This is a genomic window from Ruegeria sp. H3, from assembly GCF_056533095.1.
Genome location: NZ_JBQFOD010000003.1, coordinates 1 through 12,422, shown reverse-complemented (window position 1 = coordinate 12,422; position 12,422 = coordinate 1). Strand labels below are relative to the sequence as shown.

Annotated in this window: 12 protein-coding genes; 10 read left to right on the top strand and 2 right to left on the bottom strand. The window is 55.7% G+C overall.

Going from position 1 to position 12,422, the window contains the following annotated elements:
- The 3 genes from ACR0JE_RS04425 to ACR0JE_RS04415 all read left to right on the top strand — a co-directional run bounded on the left by ACR0JE_RS04425 (window position 1) and on the right by ACR0JE_RS04415 (window position 3,230).
- Window positions 1–768, top strand: a complete 768-nt coding sequence (locus ACR0JE_RS04425; protein ID WP_480548197.1) for an SDR family NAD(P)-dependent oxidoreductase — start codon at window positions 1–3, stop codon at window positions 766–768.
- Between the two features lie 120 nt (window positions 769–888).
- Window positions 889–1,614: an SDR family oxidoreductase gene (locus tag ACR0JE_RS04420; RefSeq protein WP_480543854.1), complete on the top strand. Its 726-nt coding sequence runs from the start codon at window positions 889–891 to the stop codon at window positions 1,612–1,614.
- Window positions 1,611–3,230, top strand: a complete 1,620-nt coding sequence (locus tag ACR0JE_RS04415) for an FGGY-family carbohydrate kinase (RefSeq protein ID WP_480548199.1) — start codon at window positions 1,611–1,613, stop codon at window positions 3,228–3,230. Before ACR0JE_RS04420 ends, ACR0JE_RS04415 begins: the two co-directional genes overlap by 4 nt.
- Window positions 3,231–3,316: 86 nt before the next feature.
- Here the strand turns inward: ACR0JE_RS04415 and ACR0JE_RS04410 are convergent, their stop codons facing one another.
- Window positions 3,317–4,375: a LacI family DNA-binding transcriptional regulator gene (locus ACR0JE_RS04410; protein WP_480863256.1), complete on the bottom strand. Its 1,059-nt coding sequence runs from the start codon at window positions 4,373–4,375 to the stop codon at window positions 3,317–3,319.
- 139 nt (window positions 4,376–4,514) lie between these two features.
- Between ACR0JE_RS04410 and ACR0JE_RS04405 the strand changes: the two genes are divergently transcribed.
- From ACR0JE_RS04405 to ACR0JE_RS04375, 7 genes are all read left to right on the top strand, one after another.
- Window positions 4,515–5,501: a substrate-binding domain-containing protein gene (locus ACR0JE_RS04405; RefSeq protein WP_480543851.1), complete on the top strand. Its 987-nt coding sequence runs from the start codon at window positions 4,515–4,517 to the stop codon at window positions 5,499–5,501.
- A 63-nt stretch (window positions 5,502–5,564) separates the two neighbouring features.
- On the top strand, window positions 5,565–7,070 hold the full coding sequence (locus ACR0JE_RS04400; RefSeq protein WP_480863254.1) for a sugar ABC transporter ATP-binding protein: 1,506 nt from the start codon (window positions 5,565–5,567) through the stop codon (window positions 7,068–7,070).
- Complete coding sequence (locus ACR0JE_RS04395; protein WP_480863252.1) at window positions 7,063–8,070, top strand: ABC transporter permease; 1,008 nt, start codon at window positions 7,063–7,065, stop codon at window positions 8,068–8,070. The genes ACR0JE_RS04400 and ACR0JE_RS04395 overlap by 8 nt, the downstream gene beginning before the upstream one ends.
- The gene (locus tag ACR0JE_RS04390) at window positions 8,067–9,059 is read left to right on the top strand and encodes an ABC transporter permease (protein WP_480548207.1); all 993 of its coding nucleotides are present in this window, start codon (window positions 8,067–8,069) and stop codon (window positions 9,057–9,059) included. Before ACR0JE_RS04395 ends, ACR0JE_RS04390 begins: the two co-directional genes overlap by 4 nt.
- Window positions 9,056–9,910 (top strand): sugar phosphate isomerase/epimerase family protein, encoded by an 855-nt coding sequence (locus ACR0JE_RS04385; protein ID WP_480863250.1) that lies wholly within the window; start codon window positions 9,056–9,058, stop codon window positions 9,908–9,910. The genes ACR0JE_RS04390 and ACR0JE_RS04385 overlap by 4 nt, the downstream gene beginning before the upstream one ends.
- A 61-nt stretch (window positions 9,911–9,971) precedes the next feature.
- Window positions 9,972–11,399, top strand: a complete 1,428-nt coding sequence (locus ACR0JE_RS04380) for an FGGY family carbohydrate kinase (RefSeq protein WP_480863248.1) — start codon at window positions 9,972–9,974, stop codon at window positions 11,397–11,399.
- Complete coding sequence (locus ACR0JE_RS04375; RefSeq protein WP_480863246.1) at window positions 11,392–12,072, top strand: class II aldolase/adducin family protein; 681 nt, start codon at window positions 11,392–11,394, stop codon at window positions 12,070–12,072. Before ACR0JE_RS04380 ends, ACR0JE_RS04375 begins: the two co-directional genes overlap by 8 nt.
- Before the next feature lie 152 nt (window positions 12,073–12,224).
- Here the strand turns inward: ACR0JE_RS04375 and ACR0JE_RS04370 are convergent.
- The coding region (locus ACR0JE_RS04370) for a hypothetical protein (protein WP_480863244.1) at window positions 12,225–12,422 on the bottom strand (198 nt) is incomplete at its 5' end.

The following is a 12,422-nucleotide window of genomic DNA, read 5'->3' as shown; positions in this document are numbered from 1 at the left end:
ATGCCCTGGGAAACCCGTTTCAGTTTGAAGGGAAAGAAAGCGCTGATCACCGGTGCATCTTCAGGGATTGGAACCTCAATTGCACAGGTTTTTGCGGATGCAGGAGCGGACATCGCGGCGCATGGCCGCGACAAGGACCGGCTTGCGCAATTGGGAACTGAGGTTCAAGCATTGGGGCGAGATTTTGCAGCAATAACCGGAGACTTGGCTGATGCCGAAGAAACGGCCTTGGTCGCAGCCAGGGCATTGGAGGTTTTTGGGCGGGTCGATATTCTCGTTAACTCTGCCGGAATTGCCCTGACCGGGCCGGTTGTTGACTATGATCTGGCGGATTGGCAGCGCACTTTGGCGGTAAATCTAACAGCGCCCTTTATCCTATCCCGCGCGGTACTGCCTGGCATGATGGAACGCCGACAGGGCAAGATCATCAACATTTCATCGCAGACGGGTGTTATTGCCCTAGCCGATCACGCGGCCTACGCCACCTCCAAGGGGGCGCTCAATTCTCTGACGAAATCGCTCATGACCGAAGCTGCGCCGTACAACGTACAGGTCAACGCGATCTGCCCAACCGTCGTGCTAACCGAAATGGGGAAAGAGCTATGGTCGGCGCCGGAAAAGAAAGATCCGTTTATCGAGCGAACGCCTTTGGGCCGCTTTGGCGAACCTGTCGAGATCGCAGATATGGCCCTGTATCTGGCTGCCCCCGCATCCGATCTAGTGAACGGTGCGATCATGATGATCGAAGGGGGGTATTCAAGCATATGACGCGTTTTGCAAACCAACCCTCTGGGTTTGGGATTGGCCCGTCGATCTGTTTTCGGCACTGCGGAGACTTCCCGGAAGGTGAGGAAAAACGGTACGGTTTGATGTAGAGGAGGCAACTGAATGGTTGATCTGGCGGGCAAGGTGATCGCGATAACGGGCGCTGCGTCGGGGATTGGGCTGGCTTGTGCCAAAGAGTGTATCGCGGCAGGGGCCACGGTTGCTTTGGTCGATCGGAACGAAGCGGCACTAAAGACAGTTTGCGATGACTTGGGGGACGACGCTTTTTCAATCGTTACAGACGTTGCGAGTCCTGACAGCGTGGACCAGATGCTGCCAGAAATCCTCGGAAAAGCGGGGCGTCTGGACGCGTTCCACGCCAATGCTGGCGCTTACATTGGTGGGGACGTTCTGGAAGGCGATCCGGATGCGTGGGATCGTGTTTTGAACCTCAACATAAATGCGGCGTTTCGCTCGGTGCAGGCGGTTTTGCCATATCTGGCCAAACAGGGGTCGGGTGATATCATCATGACCAGTTCCATCGCAGGTGTCATTCCCGTCGTGTGGGAGCCCATCTATACAGCCTCAAAACATGCGGTGCAGGCCTTCACCCACTCTGTCAGACGGCAGGTTGCCAAGCATGGTGTGCGGGTTGGCGCTGTTTTGCCGGGTCCTGTAGTGACCGCTTTGCTGGATGACTGGCCGAAGGAAAAAATGGAACAAGCATTGGCCGAGGGGAGTCTGATGCAACCCAAAGAAGTGGCCGATTGCGTGGTTTTCATGCTCAGCCGCCCCGCGAATGTCACGATCCGGGATCTTGTCATCCTGCCAAACGCGGTGGACCTATGAGCTGTTTCGTAGGCGTAGACGTTGGGACCGGCAGTGCCAGGGCGGGTGTTTTCGACAGCAACGGCACATTGTTTGCCAGCCGAAAGCAAGACATTCAAATGTGGCGCGACACCGGCGATATAGCCGAGCAGTCTTCGACAGACATCTGGCAGGCTGTGTGTGCCTGTGTTCGAGGCGCGGTTGAGGAGAGTGGAATCGAGGCCTCGCAGGTCAAAGGTGTTGGTTTCGATGCGGCGTGTTCAATGGTCGTCCTGGACCAAACCATGCAACCGCTGAGTATCAGCGCTTCTGGTAAGGCCGAGCGCAACGTAATCGTTTGGATGGACCACCGGGCCAAGGATCAGGCCGAGCGTATCAATGGACTGGGCCACCCCGTTTTGGACTATGTTGGCGGGCGGATTTCTCCTGAGATGCAGACGCCCAAGCTGCTGTGGATTAAAGAGAATATGCCGGACTCCTTCCGCAGCGCCGGCCAATTCTTTGACCTGCCGGATTATTTGACATGGGCCGCAACTGGGTCACTGGATCGCTCCGCTTGTACGGTGACATGCAAATGGACTTACCTGGCACATGAACGTCGGTGGGATGACAGTTATTTCAACCAGATTGGTCTGTCAGAATTGCCATCTGAGGAGTATGCCCGTATCGGGCAGAAGATCGTGGCCCCCGGGACACCTCTGGCACAGGGATTGACCGCTCAAGCCGCATCGAGCATGGGGTTGCTTGAAGGTACACCCGTTGGCGCGGGTTTGATTGATGCTCATGCCGGGGGTATCGGCACCGTAGGCGCTAATCCCGAAACAGGACCCGAGTCGACGATGGCCTATGTATTCGGAACGTCCGCCTGCACGATGTCGACTTCAAAGACTGCGCACAAGGTTCCGGGTGTGTGGGGGCCATACTATTCGGCCATGGTGCCAGGAATGTGGTTGTCAGAAGGGGGGCAATCCACGGCCGGGGAAGCGATCGCGCACCTAATCACGAGCCATCCATCAAGCAGCGACGCAACCTCCCTCGCGCAAGCAAAGGGCATGTCGCTGCAATCGTTTCTTTTGCGCGAGGTCGAACGGCGCGTGTCAGATGCAAGCGATGCAGTCCGACTGGCAGGGTCCCGGATAATTGTCCCGGATTTTCTGGGCAACCGGGCCCCTTATGCCGACCCGGACGCAACCGGAATCGTTTCTGGCCTAACGCTGGCAAATGATAGCGATGACCTCATTGCAACCTATGTCGCTGCAGTGCTTGGGGTAGGTTATGGGATGCGCCAGATTATGGAGGCGCAAGCCGCACATGGTGTTCATCCTTCGACCGTCGCGATTAGTGGTGGCGCAGGGGAAAGCGCCACGATCAAGCAACTTTTGGCAGACGCTAGCGGCGCTCCTGTTCTATCGACAACCTCACCTGAGCCGGTTCTGTTGGGTGCAGCCATGCTAGGTGCTGTGGCAAGCCAGCCAGAAACGTCTCTTGAGGAGGCAATGGCGAGGATGTCGTCAGAAAAGGATCGGTTCTCACCAAAATCTGGCGTGACCGCACAACTACATGATGCCCGTTACGAGGCCTTTAAGGGTCTGCAAGACGTTGAACGGCGTCTACGTCAGGCATTGGCAGCACCTTAAGGGCTACGTACATCGCGTTCCGGAAATAGTTTTTGAACTTCTTCGGCACAGCTTTTGAGCCCAAAAGGCGAACTGGGAACTATTCGCTAAATCTGTGACGAGGAGGCGGTGTCGCAGCCTGATTTGTCAGATATGACAATTGGCGCAATCTGGATGATTTCAGGCTCATGGGGTGGTTCACCATCAATAATCCTGAACATCGTGTCCACCATCGCCGAGACATCCTGTCGAACGGAGAACAGATTCTGCGCCATATACTGAGCAAACGGATCCCAATCAAAGCTTCCAAACAGAATTGTGTCTAGTGCGGCCCTGTCATTCTGCGCCAACCAATCAAATACACCCTCCAACGATATCGTCGAGTTTACGAACATCGCAGTCGGCATTCGGCCCGTTTCTTTCAACTTTGCGGCAAATGCGGCCTTAGACTTGGCGGCTGCGTAGCCGCAGGCCAGTATGTTCTCGTCCAAAGGTCTAGCCCCTGCGTCCGAGACCGCATCACGGAAACCGCGTATTCTTTCGCTTGTGTTGTGATCGGTCGGGCGGCCGCCCAGGAACAGAAACTCGTTCTGCCAATCCCGACCTTTTGCTTGCGCATGTTTTATCAGGGCTGCAGTCAATCTATATGCGCCTGTGTAGTTGTCGGAAATGATGGAAGTCGCTACTGTACCGGGCAGATCAAGGTTGATCGTTGGAACGCCCTGCGCCTTGCAAATCCGGGCGATGGTATCGGGGTCAGAGGCACCGGCACAGACGATCCGGTCTACATTGTACGACAGCATCTGCTTGACCGTCGCAAGTTCCAGCTCTGGTTCACGATGTGTGCAAGAGGTCATGGGCAAAAGCCCTCTGGCACGGGCCGCCATTTCGAAACGTTCGGCGATCGCGCCGAAGTAACGGTTGTCGTACATCGGAATAATCATGCCAATCATGCTTGACCTGACGCTGCGAAGGGCGCGGGCCTGCATATTGGGTGCATAGCCCATTTCGTTTGCGATTTGCTGAATCGTCTTGGCGCGCTTTTCACTGATGCGTCGATTGCGCCATGAGCCGTTCAGAACAGCACCAACAGTACTGGCCGAGGTGCCAGCCCGGTCGGCGATGTCGTAAATCGTGACCTGTTTCTTAGTCTCGGTTGTCGACACCGAAGATTCCCCTTTGACAAGATTAGTGTGTTCCATATAGCCTTTGCACCATCGATTGCGCAACAAAGAACAACCGATGGTGCAGTTTGATTTCTGCTGTGCGCTGTCTTTTCGGCGCTGGCCAACCTGGGAGGAAACTATGAAACTTAGACCGATACTCGCAGCCTCAGTCTGCGCTTTTGCTCTTGGTGCAACCAATGTCGCTGCTGAGACTACTATGGGAATCGTCGTCAAAATTGGAGGGATCCCTTGGTTCAACGCTATGGAGGAAGGAATCAAGGAACGTGCCGGTGAGCTGGGTGTCAGCGCCGAGATGATCGGACCGACCTCAGCCGACCCGGCCCTTCAGGTTCGTGCGATTGAAGATCTCATTGCGAAGGGTGTGGATGTCATCGGCGTGGTGCCCAACGATGAGGCGGCGCTTGAACCCGTGTTGCAGAAGGCCTTGGACGCTGGGATCAAAGTGATCGCGCACGAAGGGCCCGGGTTGAACAACGTGGATTGGAACTTCGAACTGGCTTCTGCAGATGGATTCGGTGAAGCGCATGCCAAGCTTCTTTGTGAGAAAACCGAAGAGCCGGGTACCTATGCTGTTTATGTGGGTTCACTGACTGTACCGCTTCACAACGCTTGGGCGGATGCTGGCATCGCCTGGCTGGCTGAGAACTGCTCCGACAAGTTGCAGCCGGTGGGTGATCGTTATGGCGTTGCAGAAAGTGTTGATGACAGCCGTTCGACCGCACTTGACCTGATCGCAGCCAATCCTGATTTGCGTGGCTTCCTTGCCTTTGGCAGCCAAGGTCCGATCGGGGCAGGGCGCGCGATCGAGGAACGTCGCTTGGGCGGCAAGGTCCATGTGCTTGGGCCGTTCTCACCCGGTCAGGGCCAGAAGCTGCTGAAAGAAGATGTCATTTCTGGCGGGTTCATGTGGAACCCAGCTGAGGCGGGCCGCGTGTTTGTCACTTTGGGCGACATGCTGGTGAACGGTGAAGAAATCTCGGAAGGAACCGAGATCGAGGGATTGGGCGTTGTCAGTCCGGATGCCGCAACCCGCAACATCATCACCGATAACCTCTTGGAGATTAACAAGAGCACTGTTGACGAGCTGGCTGCCAAGGGGCTCTGATACGATTTACTGTCGATTTGGGGGTCCGCGCATCGCGGATCTCCATTCAGATTAAGAACATACATGAAAACTGATCCAAACACGGCCCCGGCGCTGAGGCTTCGAAACGTCTCAAAAACCTTCGGTGGCGTAAAGGCGCTGCAATCCGTTGATTTCGAAGTGCGTTCGGGAGAGGTGCATTGCCTTGCCGGAGAAAACGGTTGTGGCAAGTCCACACTGATCAAGCTTGTTACTGGTGTGTATACAGCTGACCCTGGCGCGGAATTGCAACTGTTTGGTCAGCCAGTTGACACGATTTCCCCGACAAAAGCCCGAGCGTTGGGGATCGCGGTTATTTGGCAGGATCTTGCGCTATTTCCGCATATGACCGTCGCGGAAAACATCGCTTTTGATGAGATGGTTGGACTGGTGCCGCGCCTGACGTTCGGACGTCGCTATAAGACCCGCGTACAGGCAGTGCTTGATCGCCTGAAGGTGCCGTTGAACCTGGATACACGACTGGGTGATTTGCCAATTGCGCAACGTCAGATCGTTGCGATTGCGCGGGCGTTAATGGGCGACGCACGTCTGGTGTTTATGGATGAGCCGACGGCGTCGCTAACCCAAAGCGAAACGGATTCATTGCTAGAGGTCGTTCGCACGCTGTCCTCACAAGGTATTGCTGTCGTCTTCGTCAGCCACCGATTGGCAGAAGTGATCGACATTTCAGAGCGGGTCACAGTCCTGCGCGATGGCAAGCTTGTCGGCGTCTATCCGACCGAGGGTATGACGCAATCCCGTCTTGGCGAGCTTATGACCGGGGCGCTTTTGGAGAACACGGTCAGCGCTCAGGACCGTTCTCAGGCGGAACCGGTTCTGGAAACCGTTGGGTTAAGTCGGCACGAAGAGTTCTACGATGTTTCCCTTACCATCCGGCGTGGTGAAGTTCTGGGTTTGACGGGCTTGATCGGAGCCGGCCGCACGGAACTGGCCCTTGCACTAATTGGTATGAAACCACCCGATGCAGGTGAAATCCGGATGGAAGGGTCGTCTGTTCGATTTGCCTCGATCCGCGACTCTATCGCGCGCGGTGTCGCTTATGTGTCGGAAGACAGACTGTCCCTGGGGCTTATTCAGCCGCAATCAATCGCGGATAACACGTCTATTTCAGTGCTTGATCGCATTCTCAATGGGATCGGATTGTTATCCGCCAAACGCCAAGCCGATCTTGTTTGTCACTGGATCAATGAACTTGCAGTCAAGATTGGGCAGCCTAAGGATGCTGTCTCGACGCTGTCAGGCGGCAACCAGCAAAGGGTTGTACTGGCAAAATGGCTGGCAACCGAGCCGCGGCTGTTGATCCTCGACAGCCCAACCGTGGGTGTGGATGTCGGGGCTCGTGCGGGCATCTTTCGCATCGTTAGGCATTTGGCCGAAGAAGGGCTGGCGATCCTTTTGATTTCGGACGAGGTGACCGAAGCGATGTTCAATGCGGACCGTGTGCTGCATATGGCGGATGGGCGTATTGTGGGCGAGTACGATCCACGGGCGACCAGCGTTCCCGAACTTGAGGCACGTATCTATGCGTGACTTGTTTCGTACTCATCCCGTCGAGGCGCGCCTCAGCGTTGTGCTGCTGTTGATGGTCCTTGGTTTGTCGCTTGGTACGGACACGTTCCTGACATTGGGCAACATCACGTCGTTGCTGAACAATAACGCGGTGAACCTGATCTGGGCGGTGGGCCTTCTGGCCGTCCTGATTGCTGGCGGCATCGATATTTCTTTCGCGGTCGCGGCTTCGGTCGTTCAGTATGTGGCCGCGCAGGTTTTCATGGGCATAGGGGGCGGAAACTGGGCGGTGGGGTTTTTGGTCGCGGGTCTGCTTGGGATCGGTCTTGGAATGATCAATGCTCTTTTGATCCACGGGTTTCGGGTGATTTCTATTGTTATCACCATTGCCACCTTCAACGCGTTCTTTGGGTTGCTGATGTTCTTCACGAAAGGTCGAAACATCTACAACCTGCCAGATTGGTGGACTGATCGTATTTTCATTTTTGAACGACAAGCCTCGGATGGAACCTGGTCGGAACTGAATCTTTCAGTTGCCGTCATGATCGTCTGCGTCGTCGCGACTTGGGGCCTCATCCGTCTGACCACTCTGGGCCGCCAGCTTTATGCCTTTGGCGACAACCCCGAGGGAGCAATGCGTGCGGGCGTGAATATCTGGCAGATGCAAATTGTCGCCTTTGGTTGGTGCGGGATGATGGCCGGCATAGGGGGGCTGATGCAGGTGAACATTGCCCAAGAGGTTGTTCCAAATGCGCTATACGGTCGGGAACTGGACGTGCTGGCTGCGGTGGTCCTCGGTGGGGCTCGACTTGGTGGTGGGCGAGGCACTGTTCTTGGATGCATCCTTGGGGTGATGTTTGTTGCGATCACGCAGAACGGTTTGAACCTTCTTGGAATCTCGCCCTTTGCATTCCAAATGATCATCGGCGCGGCGATCCTGCTGGCCATCTCATCATCAAACCTGAGTTTTGGGCGGCTCCCACGCGGCGCTACAGCTGTCGCAAAGGTGGGCACAACATGAGCTTGCGTGACAAACTCAACACGGCAGTTGGTGCGGAAACCCTGCCATTACTTGTCTTTCTTGGCCTGGTCTTTCTGGCGTTTTCCTTTGCGACCCCTTTGTTCCTGACCGGTGCCAACCTGCGCTCGATGGCGTTTCAGATGCCGGTCTTGGGGTTGCTGACACTGGCAATGCTTGTTCCGATTCTTTCGGGTGGGCTGAACCTTGCCATCATCTTTCAAGCCAACATTTCGGGTCTCGCACTTGCTTGGGTTTTGATACAATTCGGGGGGCCTGATGCCGGACTGGGGGCTTTTGTGCTAGGTGTGGTGCTTGCATTACTGGCGGGTGCTGCTTCGGGCGCTGTCATGGGCGTCGTCGTGGCTTATGTCGGTGCACATCCCATTCTGGTATCGCTTGCCATGATGATCTTCCTGCGAGGGTTGGGTGAGTTCCTGACGCGTGGAGGGGACATATCGGGATTTCCAGAGTACATGAACGTACTGGGCCACGGCAGCGTTATGGGCGTTCCAGTTCCGATGATAGTCTTTCTGGTGGCCGCGCTCATTTGGCATATCATGCTAAGACGATCACGACACGGGTTCTCGGTCTACATGATCGGTTCGAATATCCAGGCGTCTGAATATTCCGGCCTGCATACGCGCCGGACACTTGTCTTGATCTACGCGATTTCGGGCGTGATATGCGCCGTTGCCGGGATTTTGATGGCGGCGCGTTTCAATTCTGTCCGAGTTGGCCATGGCGAGGCCCTACTGCTGGTGACAGTGCTGGCTTGTTTCCTGGGCGGTATCGATCCATTTGGCGGGTTTGGGCGTGTTCTACCGGTGGTTCTGGCCTTGACTATCCTGCAAGCACTTTCATCGGGTCTGAACCTGATCGGTGCCAACCAGCATTTGTCGACCGCTGTCTGGGGGTTGTTTCTGATTGGCGTGATGGCGCTGCGCTGGGTTGGTGAACGGTGGCGAGACAAACGACGAAGAGGGACATGATCATGGAAGGTTTCGGCGTACATACCAGCATGTGGACCATGCATTGGGATCGTGATGGGGCCGAGCGGACGATACCCGCTGCGGCGGCCTACCAGATGGATTTCATAGAAATTGCCTTGCTGGACACCGGCGTTGTGGATGCGACTCACACGCGCGACTTGCTCGAAAAACACGAAATGCGAGCAGTCTGTTCGCTCGGGCTGCCCGAACAAAACTGGGCGTCAGTCAATCCAGACGGCGCAATCGAGCACCTTGTCGATGCTATGAACATGGCCAGTAAGATGGGTGCCGAAGCCCTTTCCGGCGTCACTTATGGCGGCATCGGAGAACGTACAGGCGTCCCACCCACGCAGGCAGAATACGATAATATTGCTCGGGCTTTAGAGGGGGCCGCGAAACATGCTAGGACCCTTGGGATCGCCTTTGGTATCGAGCCGGTAAATCGCTACGAGAACCATTTGATCAATACAGGTTGGCAGGCGGTCGACATGATCGAAAAGGTGGGGGCCGACAACATCTTCATCCATCTCGACACGTATCACATGAATATCGAAGAAAAGGGCGCGGGCAACGGTATCCTCGATGCACGAGAACACTTGCGCTACATTCATTTGTCGGAAAGCGACCGCGGCACACCAGGCGAGGGGACCTGTGACTGGGACGAAATCTACGCCACGCTGGCCGCGATCGGCTTCAAGGGGGGGCTTGCGATGGAAAGTTTCATCAACATGCCCCCTCAGATTGGGTACGGTCTTGCTGTTTGGCGCCCTGTTGCCCCTTCCTTCGAAGACGTTATGGACAAGGGGTTGCCGTTCCTCAGGAACAAAGCGGCCCAGTACCGCCTCATATGATGACAGCAGCAGGTTCATTTGGGGATTTAAGGGGCGGTGTATTTGCTGACGTGCTAAGCTTTTGACCAGAAAAGCTGATATCGCTGTTATCGATGTTGGCAAAACCAATATTGAACTCTGGGTTGCCAGCAAAGACGGCACTTTGCTTGAGAGTCGGTCGACCTCAAACTCGGTTCTGGATGGTCAGACCTGGCGATACCATGACTTGGAAGGCACTTCGATATGGTTGATCACAACGCTTGCAGAGCTTTGCAAGCGGCATCCAATCCGGACGATTGTTCCGGTCGGGCATGGGTCAGGCGGGGTACTTGTCGGCTCGGACGTAGACGGCGCCGGTGCGGGACAAGCCTTGCCGATGATCGATTATGAGCAGGCATGCCCTGCTGACATTGATGCAGAATATCGCAAAAAAGCGGGAACCTTCGAGGATCGCGGCAGCCCGGTGATGATGGCATCCACGCATGCAGCGCGTCAGTTGCTTTGGATGGAACGCATATACCCGGCAGCGTTTTGCAACGCTCGGCACTTTCTGAACATCGCGCAATTTTGGGGTTGGTGGCTGACCGGAGTCGCGGCCTCTGAATACTCGGCAATGGGGGCGCAGTCGCATCTGTGGAATGTATCGCAGCGACGGTGGACGCCGATTGTTCTGGAGCAAGGTTGGGAAACACTTATGCCAGAATTCAAGGCGGCCTGGAACCCTCTTGGACCGGTGCGCGAGGACCTTGTGCAGCGATTTGACTTACCTCAGGACATGGTGGTGTTGACCGGAGCACATGACTCCACGGCCAACTTTTTTCGCTATCTGGCCGCGCAGGTTAAAGATTTTACGCTGGTTTCTACGGGAACCTGGGTTGTCGCTTTGTCGCGTGACGTTGAAACCGGAAAACTTGATCAGTCACGTGGCACCACGATTAACGCAGATATGGCTGGCAACCCGATCGGTGGGGCACTGACGATGGGTGGGCGAGAGTTTTCGGCCATTGCCGGAGCAGATACAATCAATGAAGTTGCCGAACAAAAGGTCGTGGCGCGTCTGATCGCACGGGGTACGATGGCCATGCCGAGTTTTGGTGACAATGACGGGCAGTTTCCCGGCTCAGCCAGACGAGGTTATATTGTTGGCGCTTCTCCCGAAAACCAAGCTGAGCGCGCGGCGCTTGCGGTTCTGCATTCGGCATTGCTGACAGTCACCTGCACTGATGTCTTGAACGGGGGCTCAAGGCTCATCTTGGATGGCACGTTTCTGAAGGACCCAATGTACGCGCAAATCGTCGCGGCCTTGCGTCCGGGCCTTCGCACAGAAGCGTCGCATGAAACTCATGGTGTTGTCGCAGGTGCGTTGCAACTCGCACGCAGGGCGTCGGGTAGCCTATCGACGCCTCTGACGCTTGAACCGGTCGTACCCATTGTACTGCCGGGCCTGACGGAATACGCGACGCAATGGCGCGAGGCCGCAAATCGACAAGGAGGCCAATCTTATGACTGAACAAGATCTACGCGAGCGTATGGTTGAGACATGTTTGAAAATGAACTCCACGGGGATTAATCAGGGCACGGCCGGAAATCTGTCGGTCCGTTTCGAGGATGGGTTCCTGATAACACCGTCGTCTTTGCCCTATGACAAGATGATTCCCGACGATTTGGTGGAAATGGATTTCGAAGGCACCTATGTCGGGCGCAGGCCATCATCTGAATGGCGTTTCCATCGCGATATTCTGAAAGCCCGTCCGGATATCGATGTCGTGTTGCATTGCCATTCGGTTTACGCGACGACACTTGCCTGCCATCACCGACAGATTCCGGCTTTCCACTATATGGTCGGAGTGGCTGGCGGAACGACCATCCCTTGTGCCGAATATGCCACCTTTGGAACGCAAGAGCTGTCTGAGGCGGTGCTGGATGCGCTCAAAAGCAGAACGGCGTGTTTGCTGGCTCAACACGGGCAGATCGCGATCGGCAAGACATTGGACAAGACACTTTGGCTAGCAACGGAGGTCGAGACTTTGTCTCGGCTTTACGTGCAGGCGCTACCGCTTGGGGAACCGCCGGTTTTGTTGGATGAAGAAATGTCACGTGTGATCGATCAGATGCACCGAATGGATTATGGCCTTGGACCAGAGCCTGAAGGCAGCGACGACATCGCACTACCGCGCGGCTAGTTTTTGCGGAGCTCATTGTAGCGCCCTTGTGAGAAGGACTTCATTTGTGACGTGCAGGGGGCTTTCTTAGCCTACGTATGTAAGAACACAGTCGGTATCTAGGATACCGATACCAGGTCAGCCCGTACTTGGTTCAAAAAGCGGCGCGCCCACTATGGCTCTGCTCGGAAGGCACTGAGGGCACTGGGCAGCAGGCGCAGCACCATACCGCGATCAAGGCCGTGCGGATTGTGGCTTGCGGAACCAGACAATGATTGTTGGGTCTTGTCAGAAGAACTTTGGTTGAGCGGGGCAGGGGTGTTGCGTAGCTTTTTCCTATGACCAGACCTGCCTCTTTCAAGTACTTCAAA

Coding starts and splice junctions, on each gene's coding strand:
- ACR0JE_RS04425 (WP_480548197.1), top strand. CDS start 1: ATGCCCTGGGAAACCCGTTTCAGTTTGAAGGGAAAGAAAGCGCTGATC.
- ACR0JE_RS04420 (WP_480543854.1), top strand. CDS start 889: ATGGTTGATCTGGCGGGCAAGGTGATCGCGATAACGGGCGCTGCGTCG.
- ACR0JE_RS04415 (WP_480548199.1), top strand. CDS start 1,611: ATGAGCTGTTTCGTAGGCGTAGACGTTGGGACCGGCAGTGCCAGGGCG.
- ACR0JE_RS04405 (WP_480543851.1), top strand. CDS start 4,515: ATGAAACTTAGACCGATACTCGCAGCCTCAGTCTGCGCTTTTGCTCTT.
- ACR0JE_RS04400 (WP_480863254.1), top strand. CDS start 5,565: ATGAAAACTGATCCAAACACGGCCCCGGCGCTGAGGCTTCGAAACGTC.
- ACR0JE_RS04395 (WP_480863252.1), top strand. CDS start 7,063: ATGCGTGACTTGTTTCGTACTCATCCCGTCGAGGCGCGCCTCAGCGTT.
- ACR0JE_RS04390 (WP_480548207.1), top strand. CDS start 8,067: ATGAGCTTGCGTGACAAACTCAACACGGCAGTTGGTGCGGAAACCCTG.
- ACR0JE_RS04385 (WP_480863250.1), top strand. CDS start 9,056: ATGATCATGGAAGGTTTCGGCGTACATACCAGCATGTGGACCATGCAT.
- ACR0JE_RS04375 (WP_480863246.1), top strand. CDS start 11,392: ATGACTGAACAAGATCTACGCGAGCGTATGGTTGAGACATGTTTGAAA.